The sequence below is a fragment of the Mycobacterium sp. SMC-11 genome (assembly GCF_046250095.1).
Lineage (GTDB): Bacteria > Actinomycetota > Actinomycetes > Mycobacteriales > Mycobacteriaceae > Mycobacterium > Mycobacterium heraklionense_A.
Genome location: NZ_CP176430.1, coordinates 2,246,141 through 2,266,013 on the forward strand (window position 1 = coordinate 2,246,141; position 19,873 = coordinate 2,266,013).

The 19,873-nt window shown below is 67.2% G+C and carries 21 protein-coding genes; 10 read left to right on the forward strand and 11 right to left on the reverse strand.

Annotation, left to right across the window (positions count from 1 at the left end; genetic code table 11):
- Positions 1–61: 61 nt before the first annotated feature.
- Positions 62–1,876, reverse strand: a complete 1,815-nt coding sequence (locus ACKY0X_RS10435) for an NAD-binding protein (RefSeq protein WP_409429356.1) — start codon at positions 1,874–1,876, stop codon at positions 62–64.
- 170 nt (positions 1,877–2,046) lie between these two features.
- Here ACKY0X_RS10435 and ACKY0X_RS10440 point away from each other — a divergent pair, with 170 nt between their 5' ends.
- Positions 2,047–3,528 carry a sensor domain-containing protein gene (locus ACKY0X_RS10440; RefSeq protein WP_409429357.1) on the forward strand — a complete coding sequence of 494 codons (1,482 nt, stop codon included), beginning with the start codon at positions 2,047–2,049 and terminating at the stop codon, positions 3,526–3,528.
- 16 nt (positions 3,529–3,544) lie between these two features.
- On the opposite strand, the gene ACKY0X_RS10445 is transcribed toward ACKY0X_RS10440, so the two are convergent.
- Positions 3,545–4,783 carry an alpha-hydroxy acid oxidase gene (locus ACKY0X_RS10445; protein WP_409429358.1) on the reverse strand — a complete coding sequence of 413 codons (1,239 nt, stop codon included), beginning with the start codon at positions 4,781–4,783 and terminating at the stop codon, positions 3,545–3,547.
- 48 nt (positions 4,784–4,831) lie between these two features.
- Between ACKY0X_RS10445 and ACKY0X_RS10450 the strand changes: the two genes are divergently transcribed.
- Positions 4,832–5,302, forward strand: a complete 471-nt coding sequence (locus tag ACKY0X_RS10450) for a DUF1810 domain-containing protein (protein ID WP_409429359.1) — start codon at positions 4,832–4,834, stop codon at positions 5,300–5,302.
- Between the two features lie 3 nt (positions 5,303–5,305).
- Here ACKY0X_RS10450 and ACKY0X_RS10455 read toward each other — a convergent pair whose 3' ends face one another.
- The 3 genes from ACKY0X_RS10455 to ACKY0X_RS10465 all read right to left on the reverse strand — a co-directional run bounded on the left by ACKY0X_RS10455 (position 5,306) and on the right by ACKY0X_RS10465 (position 7,040).
- Entirely contained in the window at positions 5,306–5,788 is a 483-nt protein-coding gene (locus ACKY0X_RS10455; protein ID WP_064888595.1) for a deaminase, read from the reverse strand.
- A gap of 63 nt (positions 5,789–5,851) precedes the next feature.
- Positions 5,852–6,388, reverse strand: coding sequence for a carboxymuconolactone decarboxylase family protein (locus ACKY0X_RS10460; protein WP_409429360.1), 537 nt, complete (start codon positions 6,386–6,388; stop codon positions 5,852–5,854).
- A 64-nt stretch (positions 6,389–6,452) separates the two neighbouring features.
- Positions 6,453–7,040, reverse strand: a complete 588-nt coding sequence (locus ACKY0X_RS10465; RefSeq protein ID WP_046285445.1) for a peroxiredoxin — start codon at positions 7,038–7,040, stop codon at positions 6,453–6,455.
- Between the two features lie 116 nt (positions 7,041–7,156).
- Between ACKY0X_RS10465 and ACKY0X_RS10470 the strand changes: the two genes are divergently transcribed.
- Together ACKY0X_RS10470 and ACKY0X_RS10475 are read left to right on the forward strand one after the other, a co-directional pair.
- The gene (locus ACKY0X_RS10470; protein WP_409429361.1) at positions 7,157–8,089 is read left to right on the forward strand and encodes a hydrogen peroxide-inducible genes activator; all 933 of its coding nucleotides are present in this window, start codon (positions 7,157–7,159) and stop codon (positions 8,087–8,089) included.
- 46 nt (positions 8,090–8,135) lie between these two features.
- A complete protein-coding gene (locus ACKY0X_RS10475) occupies positions 8,136–8,903 on the forward strand; it encodes an enoyl-CoA hydratase/isomerase family protein (RefSeq protein WP_409429362.1) in 768 nt (255 codons plus the stop codon).
- Here the strand turns inward: ACKY0X_RS10475 and ACKY0X_RS10480 are convergent.
- The gene (locus tag ACKY0X_RS10480) at positions 8,895–9,131 is read right to left on the reverse strand and encodes a bacterioferritin-associated ferredoxin (RefSeq protein ID WP_065042063.1); all 237 of its coding nucleotides are present in this window, start codon (positions 9,129–9,131) and stop codon (positions 8,895–8,897) included. The genes ACKY0X_RS10475 and ACKY0X_RS10480 overlap by 9 nt on opposite strands.
- Before the next feature lie 9 nt (positions 9,132–9,140).
- The gene (locus ACKY0X_RS10485; RefSeq protein WP_409429363.1) at positions 9,141–9,836 is read right to left on the reverse strand and encodes a fatty-acid--CoA ligase; all 696 of its coding nucleotides are present in this window, start codon (positions 9,834–9,836) and stop codon (positions 9,141–9,143) included.
- 236 nt (positions 9,837–10,072) lie between these two features.
- Between ACKY0X_RS10485 and bfr the strand changes: the two genes are divergently transcribed.
- From bfr to ACKY0X_RS10500, 3 genes are read left to right on the forward strand one after another with little or no spacing between them, the layout of a single operon-like run.
- Complete coding sequence (gene bfr / locus ACKY0X_RS10490) at positions 10,073–10,552, forward strand: bacterioferritin (protein WP_024443739.1); 480 nt, start codon at positions 10,073–10,075, stop codon at positions 10,550–10,552.
- Positions 10,553–10,568: 16 nt separating this feature from the next.
- Complete coding sequence (locus ACKY0X_RS10495) at positions 10,569–12,614, forward strand: MDR family MFS transporter (RefSeq protein ID WP_409429364.1); 2,046 nt, start codon at positions 10,569–10,571, stop codon at positions 12,612–12,614.
- 18 nt (positions 12,615–12,632) lie between these two features.
- Positions 12,633–13,127, forward strand: coding sequence for a carboxymuconolactone decarboxylase family protein (locus ACKY0X_RS10500; protein ID WP_409429365.1), 495 nt, complete (start codon positions 12,633–12,635; stop codon positions 13,125–13,127).
- Positions 13,128–13,134: 7 nt separating this feature from the next.
- On the opposite strand, the gene ACKY0X_RS10505 is transcribed toward ACKY0X_RS10500, so the two are convergent.
- Positions 13,135–13,584 carry a nuclear transport factor 2 family protein gene (locus ACKY0X_RS10505; RefSeq protein ID WP_409429366.1) on the reverse strand — a complete coding sequence of 150 codons (450 nt, stop codon included), beginning with the start codon at positions 13,582–13,584 and terminating at the stop codon, positions 13,135–13,137.
- Between the two features lie 312 nt (positions 13,585–13,896).
- Between ACKY0X_RS10505 and ACKY0X_RS10510 the strand changes: the two genes are divergently transcribed.
- On the forward strand, positions 13,897–15,660 hold the full coding sequence (locus ACKY0X_RS10510; protein ID WP_409429367.1) for a CocE/NonD family hydrolase: 1,764 nt from the start codon (positions 13,897–13,899) through the stop codon (positions 15,658–15,660).
- A 4-nt stretch (positions 15,661–15,664) separates the two neighbouring features.
- Here ACKY0X_RS10510 and ACKY0X_RS10515 read toward each other — a convergent pair whose 3' ends face one another.
- Both ACKY0X_RS10515 and ACKY0X_RS10520 read right to left on the reverse strand, forming a co-directional pair.
- Positions 15,665–16,141, reverse strand: coding sequence for an SRPBCC family protein (locus tag ACKY0X_RS10515; protein ID WP_082981165.1), 477 nt, complete (start codon positions 16,139–16,141; stop codon positions 15,665–15,667).
- A gap of 107 nt (positions 16,142–16,248) precedes the next feature.
- Positions 16,249–17,232, reverse strand: coding sequence for an esterase family protein (locus ACKY0X_RS10520; protein ID WP_064888590.1), 984 nt, complete (start codon positions 17,230–17,232; stop codon positions 16,249–16,251).
- Between the two features lie 347 nt (positions 17,233–17,579).
- On the opposite strand from ACKY0X_RS10520, the gene ACKY0X_RS10525 reads away from it, so the two are divergent.
- Entirely contained in the window at positions 17,580–18,686 is a 1,107-nt protein-coding gene (locus tag ACKY0X_RS10525; protein ID WP_409429368.1) for a hypothetical protein, read from the forward strand.
- A gap of 1 nt (position 18,687) precedes the next feature.
- Here ACKY0X_RS10525 and ACKY0X_RS10530 read toward each other — a convergent pair whose 3' ends face one another.
- A complete protein-coding gene (locus ACKY0X_RS10530) occupies positions 18,688–19,236 on the reverse strand; it encodes a YceI family protein (protein ID WP_409429369.1) in 549 nt (182 codons plus the stop codon).
- A gap of 125 nt (positions 19,237–19,361) precedes the next feature.
- Between ACKY0X_RS10530 and ACKY0X_RS10535 the strand changes: the two genes are divergently transcribed.
- On the forward strand, positions 19,362–19,784 hold the full coding sequence (locus ACKY0X_RS10535) for a hypothetical protein (protein ID WP_065042056.1): 423 nt from the start codon (positions 19,362–19,364) through the stop codon (positions 19,782–19,784).
- Positions 19,785–19,873: the final 89 nt, after the last annotated feature.

Consider the following 19,873-nt stretch of genomic DNA (forward strand, 5'->3'; position numbering starts at 1 on the left):
CAGCGCATATACCCGGATTCGTCGCAGCGAAAACCGGACATGACCAGCGAGCGGGCGAGCGCTAGTGCGAAAGGCTGCGCGCCGGATATCTCGGCGCGGTCTGCGCAACGTCGATGATCTCCAGACCGACAGCCGCCAGCATCTCCGGGATCGCCCGCACGAAGATCCGGTCGACCTCGGCGACCTCAGGCGGCAACTGCTCCATCGGCACCAAGTGCGGGTCTTTCTTGCGCACCGGGTCCTCCTCGCCCAGAGTCCAGCCGGCGTCGAGCTTCTCCTGCATCCACCGGTCGTGCTCCATGGTGCCCAGCTTGTCCATCTCGTCGTCGGTGAACTGGAAATCGCGGGCATGCCAGTTGCGCAGTGGGGCGATCACGCAGCCGATGCTGCGCAGCTTCACCCCGATATGGCGGGCTTGGGCCCGGCTGGAGTCCTTGAGCGCATCCGCCAACTGGGGCCAGGGCGGCGGCGCCGGCGCGCCAGCGGGTTGCATCAGGCAGTAGCGCCGGTGGATCTCGTGGGCAACTGCCTCCAGCGAGCCGCCCTCGACGAGCTCCACGGTGCAGGTCTGCTGCAGGGTCCGGAAGACCGTGACACCTGAGCCGCCAAGTGCCTGCTCCTCAAGCAGGTCGGCCACACCGTAGGCGCGTGAGATGGTCGTGACCACCGGTACCGCCTTGTCAAGTGCGCGGCGCAGGTTCAACGCCGTCTCGACGTTGTGTTCGTCGTGGTAACCGGTCACATAGGCCTGGGTAACGGGCCAGTCGGTGTCCTGCGCCACCCAATCGATGTCGCGTACCGAGGCCGGCGCGCAGTGGAATTCGCAGACTTCCTCGAGCGCGGGGTGATTGGCCACCAGCTTGGCCACCTTGGCGGCGGCCTGGTCATCGATGACCGTCACCCGCAGTGGCTGGTCGTCCACGCGTTCGTCGTGCCATTGGCGGGCCGCCTGAAACACCAATCCGGATCCGACACCATCAAGGTGGGCGACGGCGATATGGGGCCGCTGCACGGTTCGCAGCGGATATTCGGCCAGCAGCAGCCGAGCGCCGACGGTGTCGATGTTGAAGAAGTCGACGGCCAACCGGTCATCGCCGCGATTGAACTCCGCGAGCCGCAACAACACGCACAACCCGGGGTCCTCGATGCGCGCCAGGCAGCGCAAGTGGTCCTTGCTCGAGCGGCCGAAGATTCTGCGTGAGCTCTTGGAGTCATCGGCCAAACGACGTGCCAGCGTGACGATTTCGGTGTTGGCCACGCTGTCCGAAGTCACTGCGAGCAGCCGGGCTGCGCGCCGCACTCCAGCTGATTCGAGGGTGGCACTGAGCTGGGCATCTCCGATGACGACCGGGAATCCCCAGTTGCGGCACGTCCTGATTCGGGGGTTGGCCTCGTCGGACTCGATGACGACGGCCCGGTATCCCGCAGCGCGGAGCGCGCGGACGAACTCGAACCCGGCGTAGCCCAGACCGCAGACCACCACATGCCCGTGCTTGAACGGGATGAGCAGTTGCTGCACCCGATCCCGGAACATCGATACCAGCGCAATGAGCGCCGCCCACCCGGCTACCACCGGCGCCAGGAAGCGTGCGATGTCTAGGGCCGCGCCGACGTGGTTCTCCGGTTGGGGAGCCGCGTGCAGGAAGAACAACTTGACCGCGCCATAGACCGCGTCGGAGTACGAATGCTCGCCCCCCTCATAGGAGCCGTAGCCCCAGAACCCCAGCGCGAAGGCAATGATCCCCGCCGGGATCAGCAGCCAGTACCAGTGTGGATCGGTCAGGCTGGTCAGCACCTTGTGCTGCAGGGTCTCCGGCGGCGGGGCTTCGCGCCCCGGCTCCAGCCGAGCGTTCGGTTCGGCCGCGGGACCGGTCATCGGCGCTACTCCTCCCGCGCTTTGTGCCGGGACCGATCGTCGGTCCCATCGCCAAGCGCTCTGCTCTCTCGTACACTAACCCGGACGCAGGACGACCGATATGGCCTTCCGTCTTAGAAGTAGGAGAGCGATTCGGCGCGCTTCAGCGCGCACCAGCCCCGGAGAAGCCCATGCTGTTTGTCAGTTACGCGAGCCAGGATCGCGCATTAGTCGATCCGCTGGTCTCCGTCCTGCGCAGTGCCGACCAGCAGGTGTGGCTGGACGAAGAGCTGGGCGGTGGCGAGGCGTGGTGGCAGACGATCCTGGACCGGATCCGGTGTTGCTCGGTGTTCGTCGTCGCCTTGTCCAACAACTCACTGCGGTCCAAGCCCTGTCAGGCGGAGCTGGCCTACGCGCGGGCGCTGCAACGCCCGGTTCTGCCGGTGCAGATCGGCCCCGTCGACAGTGTGCGTGTCACCCCGCTGGCCGCGACCCAGATCATCGACTACCGGATGCGTGACGCCGCCGCCCACGCTCGATTGGTCGCCGCCCTGCAGAGCCTGTCGCGCCGTGCTGTACCGCTGCCCGCACAGTTGCCGGAGGAACCCATGGTGCCCTTCGCCTACCTGATGCGGCTCTCGTCGGAGTTGTCGGGACCCGAGCTGAGCTACCACAAGCAAGGTGAACTCCTCTTGGAGCTTCGTTCACGGCTCGATGAGGACTGTCACGATCCCACCGTCCGCAGCGACATCGTCCAGCTCCTGTGCCGATTGCGCGACCGGCCGGACGTCACCGTGCGCACCCGAGCCGACGTCGACGCCGTTCTGGCCGCCAATGACCCGAGCTTCACTGCCGCCACCGTCGGCATGCCGGTCGCCGCGGTCACCGGGCCGCGTCCGGTGATCACCAGGCCGGCGCCCGAAGTCGCGCGGGCCGGTGCGGACGGTTCGGGTCCCGTTGGCGCCGATCAGCGGCGTCGGGGAGGGCCGGCAAAGAAGCTGCTGCTCGCCGGCGCCGCCGTGGCGGTGGCGGTGGCCGGTGCGCTGGCATTCGGACTCACCCGCACGCCACCCGCGGCGTCTGCACCGAATCTGGCCGCCGACGATGACGTCCAGGCCGTAATGGCGACCCCGGCCATGGAGACCGTGCAGGCCGACCTCGAAGCGCTCAAGCCGGCCGCATCGATAACGGCGTCACAGCCGGAATGCTTGGGTGTTCTCTACCCGGGCTTGGACGAGGTGTACCGGGACAGTCAGCTCCAGCGGGCGGCGTGGAAGGTGCTGGAGGAGCCGGGCGGCCTGCAACGAGCCGGCGTCAACGGCCGGCCCTTCGTGGACCAGGACATCGTGGCCTTCGCCCCGAACTCCGGGCGGGCTGCGGCGTTCGTCGAGCGGTCGGTGGCGCAGTGGCGGAGTTGTACGGGACAGGTGGTGACGGTGACTTACCCCGACCACAACACCTACACCTGGAATATCGGGGACATGGTGGGTAGTGCACCGCGGATCTCGCAGACCTACACCCTGGGGTCCGAGGGCTACAGCTGCCAGCGGGTGCTCAATGCGGTGGCCGACACGGTGATCGACGTCAAGGCCTGCGGCGCGCACATCACCGATGAGGCGGGTGCGCTCAACGACATGATCGCCGCCCTGGTGACGCGGGCTCCCGCGTTCTGAGCGAGGTGCCCGACCGCTACCGGCGCGGCACCAGTCGCTGTAGTTGGGTGACATGCTGCGGCGTCAGTTCGGCGAGGTCGCTGACCCCGAGCAGTCGCATGGTGCGTCGGATCTGTTCGGCGAGGATGTCGATCACGCGGTGCACGCCGGCCTGTCCGCCGGCCATCAGGCCATACAGGTAGGCCCGGCCGATCAGGGTGCAGCGGGCACCCAGCGCGATCGCCGCGACGATGTCGGCGCCGGACATGATGCCGGTGTCCAGCAGGATCTCGGTGTCGGCTCCGACCTCACGCGCCACCTCGGGCAGCAGCTGGAACGGAACCGGCGCTCGATCGAGCTGGCGGCCGCCGTGGTTGGACAACACGATGCCGTCCACCCCGCGATCGACCACCGCGCGGGCATCGGCGAGGCTCTGGATGCCTTTGACGACGAATCGGCCCGGCCACTGGGACTTGACCCAGGCCAGATCGTCGAAGGTGAGGCTCGGGTCGAACATGGTGTCCATGTACTGCGCGACGGTGCCCGACCATCGGTCCAGCGATGCAAAAGACAACGGTTCGGTGGTGAGCAGGTCGAACCACCAGGCCGGATGTACCGCGGCATCGGCGACCGTGCGCAGCGTCAGTGCCGGTGGGATGGACATGCCGTTGCGGGAATCACGTCGGCGTGCCCCGGCGACCGGACAGTCGACCGTGGCCAGCAGGGTGTCGTAGCCGGCTTCGGCGGCGCGGCGCAGCAGCGCCATCGACCGGTCGCGGTCATGCCACATGTACAGCTGAAACCAGCGGCGGGCTCCGGGGGCGGCCGCAGCGACATCTTCGATCGAGGCGGTGCCCAAGGTCGACAGCGCGAACGGGATACCGGCGGCCTCGGCGGCGCGGGCGCCGGCCAGCTCGCCCGCGGTATGCATCAGCCGGGTGAAGCCGGTCGGTGCGATCGCGAACGGCAACGCCACCGGCGCGCCGAGAACCTCGCGGCTGGTGTCGACAGTTGACACATCGCGCAGGATGGCCGGATGAAACTCGATGTCCCGGAAGGCCTGTCGGGCTCGTTCCAGCGAGATCTCGTCTTCGGCGGCACCGTCGGTGTAGTCGAAGGCGGCTCGGGGGGTGCGTCGTTTGGCGAGCAGACGCAGGTCTTCGACGGTCAATGCGGTCTCAAGCCGGCGCGCGGTGCGATTCAATCGTGGCCTGCGGAAACGGATCAGTGGCGCAAGTTCACCGATCCTGGGAACCCGCCTGTGCGTCGCCGACATCGCTGACTCCTTCCCTGCTGCATGTCGAACTGTGCCACGGTTGATGGCATGGCCGGAACCTCCGACCCATTCGAGCTACAGCGTTTCGTCGACGCACAGGCCGGTGTGTACGACACCGTGGTCGCCGAGCTGCGCGCCGGCCGCAAGCGCAGCCACTGGATGTGGTTCGTGTTTCCGCAGCTCTCCGGCTTGGGGGCCAGCGCAATGGCGCAGCGTTACGGCATCGCGTCGCCCGCCGAGGCACGCGCCTATCTGGCTCACGCCGTGCTGGGACAGCGACTGCAAGAGTGCGTGCGCCTGATCAACGCGGTGGGCGGCCGGTCCATCGAGGAGATTCTGGGTTGGCCCGACGACATCAAGCTGCGTTCCTCGATGACGTTGTTCGGGCGGGCGTGTGAAGGCGGTGGCCACGTCGGCCGGTGCTGCTGCCGCGACTTTCGTGAGGTACTGGACCGCTATTACGACGGGCAGGAGGATCCGGTGACCCTGGACCGTCTGGCGTGGCTTGCCCGAGGGTGAGGATTACCGATTCTGGTAGCGGGCCCTAAACAGCGCCTTCAAGTCCTGTTCGAATTCCGGCGCCGGCCCGTCGACCACCGCGTGCGGGGCGACTGCGGTGATCGGCAGCGGGGCCACCGGGGCCGCCGGCACCTGCAGCTCGCGCAGCCATTCGGTCAGTTGCGCCGCCGATGAGGCGTAGACGATCCGGCCCAGTCCGACCCAGGCGTGGGCCGCGGCGCACATCGCGCAATGTTCGCCGGAGGTGTAGACGGTGGTCTGGATGCGTTGCGCTGGAATGAGATTGGCTACCGCCCACTGGGCGATGGTGAACTCGGGATGGCGGGTGGCATCGCCGTCGCCGGCCCGGTTGCGGTCCTCGAAGAGCACCGTGCCGTCGGCGTCGACCAATAGCGATCCGAACGGATCGTCGCCGTGTATCAATGCCTCGCCGGCCAATTCGACGCAGCGGGCCAGATAACCACGGTCGGCATCGCTGAGCGTCACGAGAGCAAAGTCTACGGCGCGCGCCGGGCATCGCCCGGCGCGCGCCGATAGGGACTGGAACGCCTAAGTAGCAGTTGGGTCGGCGCTGGCGGCGAAGACCGCCTGCGCCACCCCAGCCACGATCGAGGCGACCTTGAGAGCTTCCAGTACCGCTTCGCGGCCGACGCCCGCCTCCCGGACAACCTGTTCGTGGGAGGCAACGCACGCCTGGCAGCCGTTGATGGCCGAGACTGCGAAGCTCCACAGTTCGAAGTTGGCCTTGTCGACCCCCGGGTTGCCGATGATGTTCATCCGCAACCCGGGCCGCAGGTCGTCGTAGCTGCCGTCCAGGAAGTGCCGACCACGGTAGAACACGTTGTTCATGCCCATGATCGACGCGGCGCCCAGGGCGGCCTGATAGGCCTCCGCCGACAGGTTGTCGGCGGCCTCGGCCCCGATCTCGGCCAGCACTGTGGCGTTGCGGGTGGCCGCGGCACTGGCCAGCAGGCTGCCCCAGAGCTGCTCTTCGTTCAGGACCGTGGTGCGGGCGATCGAACCCAGGTTGAGCTTGAGGTCCTTGGCGTACTCCGGGATCGCGTTCTTGAGGTTCTCAATACTCATTGGCGCTGTTCCTCCTCATCCTGGCGCCCGACATCACCGCGAGCGCGATTCATACGGCTGCGATCTACAGGGATTCTTTGAGCAGCTCGCCGACGTTCAGGGTGGCCTCGCCCTTCTTCCAGTTGCAGGCGCACAGCTCGTCGGACTGCAGTGCGTCCAGCACCCGCAGCACCTCGTCGACGTTGCGGCCCACCGAACCCGCCGTCACCGAGACGAACTGAATCTCGTTGTTGGGGTCGATGATGAAGGTGGCCCGGTCGGCGACGCCGTCGGAGTTGAGCACACCGGTCGCGGTTACCAGTTCGCGGTTGAGGTCCGACAGCATCGGGAACGGCAGCGTCTTGAGGTCCTCGTGCTGGGCGCGCCAGTTGTAGTGCACGAACTCGTTGTCGGTCGAGGCGCCGAGAATCTGGGCGTCGCGGTCGGCGAACTCGTCGTTCAGCTTGCCGAACGCCGCGATCTCGGTGGGGCAGATGAAGGTGAAGTCCTTGGGCCAGAAGAACACCACGCGCCACTTGCCGGCGTAGTCATCGCTGGTGATGGTGGTGAAGAAGTCGTCGGGGCCGCTCGCGTCGACCTTCGACAGGTCGCCCGGGATCAACGCGGTGAGCCGGTAGGACGGGAACTGCTCGCCGATAGTCAACAGTGCCATGACACTCCTTGTGATGTGAGATTTCTGCATTCGGGGCGCGTTCGACGCCCGCACGCTCCATCGTGCCCTATCTGAATTAAAAATAAAAGGTGATGCCACGCACTATAATTATCGGCATGACCGATGCAAGCTATCAGCCGACGCTCGCCGGCCTGCGGGCATTCACCGCCGTAGCCGAGAAGCACCACTTCAGCCTGGCGGCGGCCGGGCTGGGCCTGAGCCAGTCAACACTGTCGCAGGCGTTGTCGTCGTTGGAGGCCGGGTTGGGCGTCCAACTGATCGAGCGCTCCACACGGCGGGTTTTCCTGACCGCCGAGGGGCAGCAGTTGCTGTCGTACGCCCACGCAGTACTGGATGCGGCGGCGCAGTTCTCGGCGGCCGCCGCCGGGGTGGCCGACCCGCTGCAGGGTGCCATGCGGCTCGGCCTGATCCCGACAGTGGCGCCGTATGTATTGCCCGCCGTGCTGGCCGGATTGTCCGAACAACTACCGGACCTGAATCTGCGAGTGATCGAAGACCAGACCGAACGGCTGCTCACCGGGCTGCGGGAGGGCGCGGTCGACGCGGCCGTGATGGCGTTGCCGGCTGAGGTGTCCGGACTGACCGAAATACCGATCTACGACGAGGATTTCGTGTTGGCTCTGCCGCCCGGCCATGCCCTGGCCGGCAAGCGCCGGGTACCGCCGACCGCGCTGGCCGACCTACCGTTGCTGCTGCTCGACGAGGGGCACTGCCTGCGTGACCAGACCTTGGAGATCTGCCGTAACGCAGGAGTGCGGGCCGAGTTGGCCACCACGCGCGCCGCATCGCTGGCCACCGCGGTCCAGTGCGTCAACGGTGGCCTGGGGGTGACGTTGATTCCGCAGACCGCGGTGGCGGTCGAAGCGGAGCGCAACGGCCTGGCGTTGGCCTACTTCGCGCCGCCGGCGCCCGGCCGGCGGATCGGGCTGGTGTTTCGCACCTCCAGTGGACGCGACGAGTCCTATCGGCGGCTGGCGGGCATCATCGGCCGCGTCGTCGCCGCGGGTCACCAGGTCGAGCTGGTCTGAGTAGCGTCGCGGTCGCGGGTCGGTGGGCGGCGTTTAGGCTGCACGGGTGATCCTGACGATCGAAGACGAGAACCGGGTTCGGACTCTCACGCTGAATCGCCCCGATGCCCTCAACGCGTTCAACGAGGCGCTCTACGACGCCACGGCCGAGGCATTGCTCGCCGCGGCCGACGACCCCGAGGTCGCGGTGGTCTTGATCACCGGGTCCGGGCGGGCGTTCAGCGCCGGCACCGACCTGGCCGAGATGCAGGCCATGGTGACGGATCCGGATTTCGTGCCCGGTAAACACGGCTTCCGAGGTCTTATCGCCGCGCTGGGTCAATTCCCCAAGCCGCTGATCTGCGCGGTCAACGGTCTCGGCCTGGGGATCGGAACGACGATCCTGGGCTTCGCCGACCTGGCGTTCATGTCATCGAGCGCGAGACTGAAGTGCCCGTTCACCAGCCTGGGGGTGGCCCCGGAGGCGGCCTCGTCCTACCTGCTTCCGCGATTGATGGGACGGCAGAACGCGGCCTGGCTCTTGATGTCCTCGGAGTGGATCACCGCGGACGAGGCGCTGCGAATGGGCTTGGTCTTCGCGGTCTGCGAGCCGGAGGAGCTTCTGGGCGAGGCGCGCCGGCACGCCGAAGTTCTTGCATCCCGGCCTATTTCGAGCCTGATGGCGGTCAAGAGTGCGATGGTCGAACCGACGCGGGCAGAGACCCTGGCTGCGGTCGAGCGGGAGAACGCGTTCTTCGCCGAGCTCTTGGGCGGCCAAGCCAACGCCGCTGCGCTGGCCGAGTTCACCGGCCGGCGAGGCGGCGAATCAGTGTGATCCGACCGGGCTGATGTCCAGCGCGAGATGCCGCAGCGCACCGTTGTCGGCAGTGCGGGGCGTCGCGGCCAGAGTGGCCTCGATGATGCCGCGTACGGTGCAGCGGCACCGGCCGCAGTCGCCACCCGCACCGCACATCGCGGCAACCTCTTTCGACGTCGACGCCCCGGCGGCGACGGCGTCGGACACCATCTGATTGGTGGCTCCGACACACAGGCATACGTACATGCGATACCCCTACCGACCCTCGCCCACGGGCGCCATCAGATCGATCGAGGTGGCGACCTTCCCGACGAACGGCCGGGGGTAACCACCGATTCCGATGCCGGACATCCACTCCGCGGCGGTGTCCGGGTGGTCGATCCATCGCTGTGCACTTGCTGCACTGTCGATTTCCAGCAGTGTCATCACCTCATGACCGTCGTCGACCGCTTGATACACCCACACTTTGCGCACTCCTGCGCCGGCGAACCGGTCCAACCCGGCGTGCACCTTGGCCATCAGGTCCGCGGGGTCGGCGACGGTGGCAACCGCGCCGACGATCACCTCCGAACCGTCCTGTTCGTCAACCGACGGGGTCAGGTTGATCTTTTCGATAACCTCGCCGGCGAAGATCGCGGGCAGATCGTTGACCCCGGAGCGGTCGAACCATTCGAAGACCGCGGGGGAGCGCAAGAGCTCCTTGACCGAGACCCGGTGCCGCAGGCCGATCGTGACCAGCACCCGGTCCGGCTCAAACTCCGAGGTGTAGAGCACCGCATGGCGGGCGCCCAGGTCGACGAGCGGGGAATGGCCCTGCTGAATCAGCGACCACGTCCGACCCACGTCGTCGACCCGGTAGTCCAGCGCCAGCACCAGCGAATGCGGATCGTCTCGCTGCGAGATACCGCTGCCCGAAATGCCGACACGATTGCCGGGCGAAACGAGTCTCATATTAGTAGAGTCTAACCTAAGTAAGGCGCACCTAGCACGGGTCCGGTGACGTACGGCGATCTCACACTCGCCCGAAGACCCCAAGGCGGTGCGGCGATTCGACGCGCCGAGACGCGGGTAAACACCCCTCTGCGGGAGGCGGCCTGCATTAGATTGAATTTGGCGCGTTACGGCGATGATTCAAGCCCCGTCCGTCGCGGCCGGCATGCGAGGTTCTTCACATCAGAGGAGAGATCATGCAAGGCGACCCCGAGGTTCTCAAACTGCTCAACGAGCAGCTGACCAGTGAGCTCACCGCGATCAACCAGTACTTTCTGCACGCGAAGATGCAGGAGAACTGGGGTTTCACCGAGTTGGCCGGCCACACCCGCGAAGAGTCCATGGAAGAGATGCGCCACGCCGAAGCGGTCACCGACCGGATTCTGCTGCTCGGCGGCCTGCCGAACTATCAGCGCATCGGGTCGCTGCGCATCGGGCAGAACCTGCGTGAACAGTTCGAGAGCGACCTGGCGCTGGAGATCGACGTGCTCAACCGGTTGCGGCCGGGCATCGTCATGTGTCGCGAGAAGCAGGACAGCACCACCGCCAAGCTTCTCGAGACCATCCTCGTCGACGAGGAATCCCACATCGACCACCTGGAAACCCAACTGGAGCTGATGGACAAGCTCGGCGAGGCGCTGTACTCGGCGCAGTGCGTCTCCCGCCCACCGTCTTGATCGGCGCAGCCGGAGTATGACCGCATCGACGCCGGTCGCCGACGATGTGCGACCCGCGCCGGTCAGTCCGCACCGCCGCAACCTGATCTTCTCCGCGATCGTGTTCGGCATGCTGATGGCCGCGCTCGACCAGACCATCGTGGCGACCGCCTTGCCCACGATCGTCTCGGACCTGGGCAACGCGGGGCATCAGTCGTGGGTGGTCACCAGCTACCTGCTGACGTCCACGATCGCGACCATCCTGGCGGGCAAGCTCGGCGACCTGTTCGGCCGCAAGCGGGTGTTCCAGGCCGCCGTGTTGTGCTTCGTCGCCGGCTCGGTGCTGTGCGGGTTGTCCGCCTCGATGGGGATGCTGGTCGCCGCGCGGGCGCTGCAGGGCATCGGTGGGGGCGCGGTCACCGTCACCGCCGCGGCACTCATCGGCGAAGTCATTCCGCTGCGTGACCGGGGCCGCTATCAGGGCATGCTGGGCGCGGTTTTCGGGGTTACCACGGTCATCGGCCCGCTGCTGGGCGGCTACGTCACCGACTACCTCACCTGGCGCTGGGCGTTCTGGATCAATCTGCCGATCTCGGTGGTCGTGTTGATCGTGGCCGGCGTCGCGATCCCCGCCTTGGCGGGCCGCGCCAAGCCCGCCATCGACTACGCCGGCATCGTCTTGATCGGGTTGGGTGCCACCGGATTAACGCTGGCCACCAGCTGGGGCGGCAGCCGCTATGCCTGGGGTTCATGGGCGATCATCGGAATGTTCGGGGCGTCGGTGGTGGCACTGGCCCTGTTCGTCTGGGTGGAGAACCGGGCCGCGGCGCCCATCCTGCCGACCCGGCTGTTCGCCGACCCGGTGTTCACCGTGTGCTGTGTGCTGGCGTTCGTCGTCGGCTTCGCGATGCTGGGCGCGCTCACCTTCCTGCCCACCTTCATGCAGTACGTCGACGGTGTCTCGGCGATCACCTCGGGCCTGCGCACCCTGCCGATGGTGGTGGGGATGTTGGTGACCTCCACCGGCAGCGGGGCCCTGGTGGGCCGGACCGGCCGGTACAAGATCTTTCCGGTGGTCGGCACCGCACTGATGACGATCGCGTTCGCGCTGATGTCGCAGATGAATGCCGCCACCCCGGCGCTGCTGCAGTCGATCTACCTGGTGATCCTGGGAGCCGGTATCGGCTTGTCGATGCAGGTGCTGGTGCTCGTCGTGCAGAACACTTCGAGCTTCGCCGACCTCGGCGTCGCCACCTCCGGCGTCACGTTCTTCCGGACCATCGGCAGCTCGTTCGGTGCCGCGGTATTCGGGTCGCTGTTCGTGAACTTCCTGGGCCACCGGCTCGGACCGGCGCTCAGCAGCGCCGGGCTGGCCGCCGGTGCGGCCGATTCACCCGAGGCGGTGCGCCGCCTGTCGCCGCAGCAGGCGGAACCGATCGTGGCGGCCTACGCCGACTCACTCGGACAAGTGTTCTTGTGTGCTGCGCCGGTCGCGCTGCTCGGATTCGTACTGGCACTGTTCCTGCGTGAGGTCCCGCTCAAGGAGCTGCGCGACAGCGCGGTCGACCTGGGCGACGGCTTCGGCATGCCCACCAACGCGTCCTCGGATGATCTGCTGGAGAACGCGATCGGGCGACTGCTGCACAACGAACCCGGGATGCGGCTGCGCTCCATCGCACTGCGGCCGGACTGCCGGCTCGACGTCGCCGGGCTGTGGACGGTGCTGCGAATCTACCGGTATACGCAGGTGTTTCGGACCGCGCGGCTCAGTGACATCGGCAAGCGCCTCCGGGTGCCCTACGAGATCCTCGAACCCACCGTCGATCAGCTGGTGTCTCAAGGCTATGTGCTGCGCGAAGGCGATCACCTCGGTCTCACCCGGGCCGGTCTGCGCCAGGTCGGGTTCGTGTCCTCGCTGGTACAGGACTGGGTGGTCGACAAGCTGGCCCGTTCGCCGGGGTTCGAGGGCCGCCCGGATCGCGCCGAGGTTTCAGCGGCGCTCCAGCGGATCGCGCGCCGGGCCATCATCGATCCCGACGACGCGGGGGAGTCGGCGGAGTTCAGCAGCACCGCCCACGGTTGACCGCTAGCATCGCTAAGTATGAGCCGAATCGGGACGTTCGCCGCAGACGACGTGATGGGCTGGATGGTCAAATCACCTGACCTGGCAGCGGGAATCGGCGCATTCAGTACAGCGGTCTACGGCAAGGGCCGGTTGCCGATGCGCACCCGGGAACTGGCCCGGATGGTGATCGCCTTCGACAACGAGTGCACGGTGTGCGTCAACACCCGGGACGCCGACGGCCCGGCGGCCGGGGTCGACGAGGAGCTCTACGAGCACGTGTCGCAGTGGCGCACCTGGCCGGGCTACAGCCCGCAGGAGCGGCTCGCCGCCGAATTCGCCCATCGCTTCGCCACTGACCACACCGGCCTGCGCGACGACGAGGACTTCTGGTCGCGCTGCGCCGAGCACTTCAGCGACGAACTGCTGGCCGACCTCGCGCTGTCGTGCGCACTCTGGCTCGGTATGGGGCGGCTGCTGCGCACCCTGGACATCGGACAGGCCTGCGCGCTGACCCTGCCCAGCAGGGCTTGATCTCGACTCAGATCAGGCCGGTGGCGTCGAATATCCACGACATGTCGGCCTCGGCAAGATCTTCCAGCCAGGTCGACGGCGCATGGGCCGTCAGGCCGGCCATGTCCCAATAGTCTTTCCACAGCGTGATCTTGCCGTCGATCACCTGGTGCACCGTCACGAAGCGCAGCAGCGCGGTCTCCCCGGTGGCCCAGTTCCACGTTTCAGAGTGCTCGTAGAGCACGTCGGCGCCTTCGGCGACCAGCAGGCCCGGATGGTTCTCGTATCCGGCCAGCGGCTCCAGACCGATCTTGAGGCGTTTGACGATGTCGTGCGGACCGCGGGCGGCCGCAGCCGGACCCACCGGCATGTCGACATAGATGCAGTCTTCGGCCAGAAAGGGTTTCACCGCGTCCCAGTCGCGACGCGAAAGTGCCTGCCACATCTCGGTGACGATGTGTTTGACGTCAGCCGGCATGCCGATGCCCCTTTCCGGAGAAGCACATGACATGCCGGAATATACGCCGCTGCTGGCCAGGTGCCCGAGCAGGGCGGGTGCGGAGTTTAGAGTCTGGGCATGGCTGATCGGCGGACGGCGCGACGAATCGGATGGGTGTTGGCGGCAGCCGCTGCGGCCGGGGCGGCAGGTGCCGCACTACGGACGTACCGGCCGGGGAAATCCCGGCCGGGCGCGCGCGTTCGCCGGAGCAGCCCTTCACCGCTGAGCCCGGAGTGGACCGCGCCGCCCGCGCGCTACGGCGTCGGGATTAAGCGCAACGTCGCTGTGAAGATGAGCGATGGAGTCGTGCTGCGCGCCAACGTCCATTACCCCACCGTCCCCGAGACCGGCGCGCCCGCCGAAGGACCGTTCCCGGTGCTGTTGTCGGTGACCCCCTACGGCAAGTTGGCACCACCGCCGGCGGCGCAGATCGGCGGCGGTCCGTCACCGCATCTGATTCGGCGGGGCTACATCGAGGTGATGGTCGACGTCCGTGGCACCGGGGCATCCGGTGGCTCGTTCGAGATGTTCGGCGCCGACCAGACGCGCGACGGTGTCGAGCTGGTCACCTGGGCGTCCACGCTGCCCAATGCCAACGGGCGCGTCGGCATGTTCGGCATCTCCTACCTGGCCATCAACCAGCTTTTCACCGCGGCCGCGGTCGGCCCGAACTCTCCGCTCAAGGCGATCTTCCCGGTGATGGCCGCCAACGACTTCTACCGGGATGCCGCCGCCATGGGCGGGGTATCGCACCTGCGGACGGTGCGCGCCTACGGCTCGATCTACACGTTGCTCAACGTGATCAACCCCGCGCTGGAGTTCTTCACTCCGGGAAGTCATTCGCGGCCCCGCGCCGGCGGGCTGGCCGCGGTACGCCAGCGCGGCAAAGACCAGCGCGGCTACTTCGGGCCGCTGATCGCCGAGGCGCGCACCGGTGGTGACGCCGCCTACGACGGGCCGTTCTGGGACGACATGCGACCGGACTTGGTGCTGCCGGAGATCGCCGCCAACAACGTGGCTGTCTTCCTCACCGGCGGCTGGCACGATGCCTTTCAACGCGGTGCACCGCTGAACTACGCGGCGTTGCAGAACGCCTACACCGGCCGCCCGCCCAATGCGCCGATGCAGCCCGGGCAGCCGCTGACCGACCGCGTCAAACTGATGATGGGGCCGTGGTACCACGTATCGGACTACGACGGTCTGTACCTGTTGGATCTGCAGCTGCGCTGGTTCGACTACTGGCTGAAAGATGATGCGGCGGCGGCTATCTCAGGCGCGCCGTTCACCTTCCAGGCGATCGGCGACCGCCGCTGGTTCCACACCAGTGAGTACCCGATTCCCGAGGCGACACCGACTCGGCTCTATCTGTCACACGCCGGCCGGTTGACTGCCGACGCCCAGGAGGAACAAAGCCTGGCCGCGTTGCCGTACCGCTCGCACGGTCCGGTATCGGGGCGCAGCCTCGAACAGTGGTCGTTGGGGCTGAACAGTTACGCCACCGCAGCAGCGGGCGGCCGTACTCGTCACGACCAGGACAACCGCCGGGTGCAGCGCGGGGCGCTGACCTACACGACCGAGGCATTCGACTCGCCCACACTGATCGCGGGACCGATAACGCTGCGCGTGCAGGCGACCGCCGACACCACCGAGACACTGTGGGTCGCCCACCTCGACGACGTTGCGCCGGAGGGCGTCAATCGGCCGCTGACGCTGGGGGCGCTGCTGGGCTCACATCGCGAGTTGGACCCGGACCGGACCTGGTACCTGCCGGATGGCACTGTGCTGCGCCCGCATCACATCAGCACCCGGTCTGCGATGCGACCGGTGGAGCCGGGGGAGCTGACCGCCTACGACATCGAGATCTTCCCGACCGCAGCGCTGATCGCGCCGGGGCACCGGTTGCGACTGACGGTGACCACCTACGATTTCCCGCACCTGGTTCCAACGGCGACTACCCGACAGGCGTTGGCGGGCGGGCTTTACCAGGTGCATCAGGGCGGTCCCACCCCGTCATTCCTGCTGCTGCCGTTGGCCGACCCGGACAGCCTGGACTGAGCCGCTAGGGCTGTGCGGGCCCTTCTGCGACGTCGCGGATTCGTTCCAGGGTGCGGCGCATATCGCGAATGTTGTTGCGCTGCCGTAGAAAACCGCCGAATACGTAGTAGTACACGGTGGTCAGGAAGGAATTGGCCAGCTGGAACGATTCGGTGACGTCGGTGCCATCCGCAGTGGGGGTGAGCTCGTAACGCCACCGGTTCACCGCGCGGTCACCGGCGAGCACGGCGAAGCCGAAGACCCGGTTCGGTTCGCACTCGGTGACCCGGCACGTGGTCCAGTACACCGGCCCGATCCCGTTGCGCCGCACATGCCCGCGGAATCGTGCGCCCACCGCGGGACCCTCAGCGCCGTCGAGCCACTCGGCCTCAAAGGTCTCCGGAGAAAACTTCCCGATGTTACGAACGTCGGCCACCAGATCCCAGATCCGATCGGCCGGGGCCGCCATATGAACTGTCGCCGAACCCTGCATGTTCGCCATCCAATCACGTCGGCGACGCCACGGTAACCCCATCGGCGACAAAGCACTGGGCCCCACCCGGAATCGGATGGGGCCCAGTGACAAGACCGCTGCGGTCGGTGCAGAACCTAGCTGCCGCCGCCGCTGGCGCCCAGGTGGCTCTGCAGGTCCGGCTTCATGGCCTGCAGCTGCTGGCCCCAGTACTCCCAGCTGTGGGTGCCGTAGTCGGGGAAGTTGAAGATCGCGTTGTTGCCACCGGCCGCGGTGTAGAGCTCCTGGAACTTCTTGTTCTGGCCGATCATGAAGTTGCCCTCAAGGAACGTCGCGGGGATGTTGTCGCCGCCCAACTCGTTCGGACGACCGTTACCGCAGTAGACCCACAGGCGGGTGTTGTTGGCCACCAGCTTGCCGACGTTGACCGTGGGGTCGTTGCGCAGCCACGCCGGGTCGTCGTCGGGGCCCCACATGTCTTCCTTCTTGTAGCCGCCGGCGTCACCCATGGCCAGGCCGATCCAGCTCTTGCCGTCCGAGGGGTTGATGTAACCCGACAGCGAGCCGGCGTAGGTGAACTGGTTGGGGTGGTAGATCGCCAGCGTCAGCGCCGACGCGCCGGCCATCGACAGACCGACCGCGGCGTTGCGGCTCTGGCTCACGCCGTACTCCGAGGCCAGGTAGGCCGGCAGCTCGCTGGTGAGGAAGGTCTCCCACTTGTAGGTGGAGCAGCCCGCCTTGCCGCAAGCCGGCTTGTACCAGTCGCTGTAGAAGCTGGACTGGCCACCGACCGGCATGATCACCGAGATGCCCGACTGGTAGTACCACTCGAAGGCCGGGGTGTTGATGTCCCAGCCGTTGTAGTCGTCCTGGGCCCGCATGCCGTCGAGCAGGTACAGGCCCGGGGAGCCCTGACCACCGGGCTGGAACTGAACTTTGATGTCACGGCCCATACCTGCCGAAGGCACCTGCAGGTACTCGACCGGCAGACCCGGCCGGGAGAACGCCGATGCGGTCGCCTCGCTACCTGTCAGGCCGATCAGGCCCGGCAGCGCTGCGGCAGCTACCGCGCCGACCAATAGTCGGCGTGCCCAGCGCAATCCCTTGCTCACGTCTGTCATTCCTGCCCCTTGTCGTTGTGCTGTGGACCGTTCAATCTCTCGATCGCGACGCCACGCGCGCCACCACTTCGGCATCGGCCCTTACATGCAGCAACGGCCGCAATTTGCAAGTTAAGCGGCCGTCAAGGGATCCGACTCGCATATAGCATACCCGATTTTCGCCCCGGACCCGGTTAGGACAAGTAGGACGACACGCGTAGGCTCCCCTCCGGTAAGCCGACAAGACCACACAGTCCTGAGCTGTCGCCGGTCTGTTCCGGCGCCCCGCCGAGCCCGTTCACGGGCCCGGCGAAGGCCCTGAGCAGACGTGGTGACATCGCAGATCAGGACGATTGGGGCGCGCGATTTTGGACACCGTACTGGGGCTGGCGATCACGCCGTCGACAATCGGCTGGGTCATGGCCGACGCCGGGGGCTCGGACTGCCCGACGGTTATCGGTGACGAGGTGAGTGTCGCCGACGGTGACGCCGGACCCGACGCGGTAGCTCTGGCGACACAATCCTCAGCGGTGGCTGACCAGCTGCGCACCATGCTGGCCGCGCGCGGCGAACGCTTGCACGGCGTGGCAGTGGCCTGGAGCGATGAAGCGGCCGTAGGCGCCGCGCTGCTGCTCGAGACGCTGGCGGACGCCGGCTTCGAGCACGTGGTTCCGGTGCGCTACAGCCAGGCCGCTATGTGGCTGGCCGCCGGAATCGGCGCACCACACGCACGAGCCGCGGTCTGCGTCGTCGAAGCCGAGGTGGCCACCCTGGTCCTGCCCGACCAGCCGGATTCCGCCGAAGCGATCGTCACCGCCTGCCCGATCAACAGTGTCGACGATGTGACCGGCTGGCTGGCTGACGTGATGGCCTCGAGAGGTCAGCGGCCGGAAGTGCTCCTGGTGGCCGGATCGGTGCGGGGCATGGACCGGCTCGGGCGCCGTTTGGAATCCAAGCTGTCGATTCCGGTCTTCGTCCAGGGCGGGGCGTTTCAGGAGTTGGCACGGGGCGCGGCCCAGGCCCTGGCCCCGCATGCCGAATTGACTTCGGCGCCGCTCGAGGCGCCCGCGGCCGGCGCGGCGGTCGGCCGGCGTCGGGTGCGGCCCCTGTCCTATGCCGCAGCGCTGCTGGTGCTGGCGGCAGGCGCGGTGACGTTGGTGGCCTCGGTGGCCGCCGCACTGAGCTTGCAACTCGGCCCGAGCCGGGTAGAGCCGGATGCCACACCACCGCAGCGCGCCACGGTGGCACGCGTCGCCGTGCCCGCCGCACCACCCCCGGCGGTCGCTCCGGCCCTGCCGCCGCCACCTGCCGCCCCCGTGCCCCCGAGCGAGACCCCGGAAGAGGCGCCCGCCGAGCTCGGTTCGCTGTGGGATGCACCGCTGGCCGCCTCGGACCTGCAGGAATCGTCACCGGATGGCGTGCCGTCGCGGCTGGAACGCGTGCGGGACCACATTTTCGGCCCACCGGGCCGCTGAGTCAGGCCGCGACGGTCCCCGAGAAGGACACCGTCACCTCGTCGGCGACCTGCATGGCCCCCATGAGCATCGAATAGCGCCGCACACCGAAGTCGCTGTGGAGCACCCTGCTGTCGCCGCTCAGCTGCCAGGAACCGTCGGATTGATGCGCCACTCGAAGCTCGACGACATGCGGTTTGACCCGCCCGTGGATCTCCAGTTCGCCGGTGAGCCGATAGCCCTCATCGGTCGGTTCGATGTCGCTGGACCTGAACCGGATCAGTCGATGCTTGTTGCTGTCGAGGCACTTGAGCGCATTGCTGCGGATCAGTGTCTTCTCCGGTGCGGTCAGTGGAGTCAGCCCGCCGTCGCCCTGTAACACGCGCAGCGAATCGACCTCGACAGTCAGCTCCACCGACGCTGGCCGGTCGTCGGTCCACGACACGGTTGCTTCCCAGCGTTCCATCACGATGGTCAGCCGATGGCCCATCTTTGCCGCTCGGCCCGCCACATCGGTGCCGACCAGCAGCTGGCCGTGCGATGCGTCGAGCTGCCATTGCTTTCCGGTCATCCGCGGCACTTTAGCGGTCCCGGCCCGCGGGGTTTCGGCGGATTCGCGCTGACGTGCGACGACCACCCGTTAGGCTCTGACGCGTCGCCGATGGGTGGCCTGGATCGACAGACTGAGGGCGAAGAATGATTCGTGAACTAGCTGCAGCTGCTTTCATCGCGGGAGCCGCGGGTGCAGTCGCTATCAGCGCCGCACCGGATGCCGGTGCCTACCCCGGCGACGTGCCGGGCATGGTCGATGGCCAGCGCCAGGGCGACGCCTGCTTCAGCTGGGAGCGCTTCATCTACGGCCACGGCCCCAACGGCCAAGCGCTGGCATGCCACTTCATCGCCAACCAGTTCCCGGCCAAGGACACCGGGTTCTGGCAGATCTCCTACCCGCTCTACGGAGTGCAGGACATCGGTTCGCCGTGCCCGAACCCGCAGTCGGCCGCGCAGTCGCCCGACGGGCTGCCGTTGCTGTGCCTGGGCGCGCGCGGCTGGCAGCCCGGTATCTACACCGGAGGCATCGGTCCCTACTTCCCGCCGGGGATCGCCCAGGTCGGCTAGGCGCACCGCCGCATCCGCCGGTCAGCTTCTGCCCAGACTGGTGCGCTAGCTTCGAGCGGACGATGGCCGCTCACGGTAAGGAGCAGCGC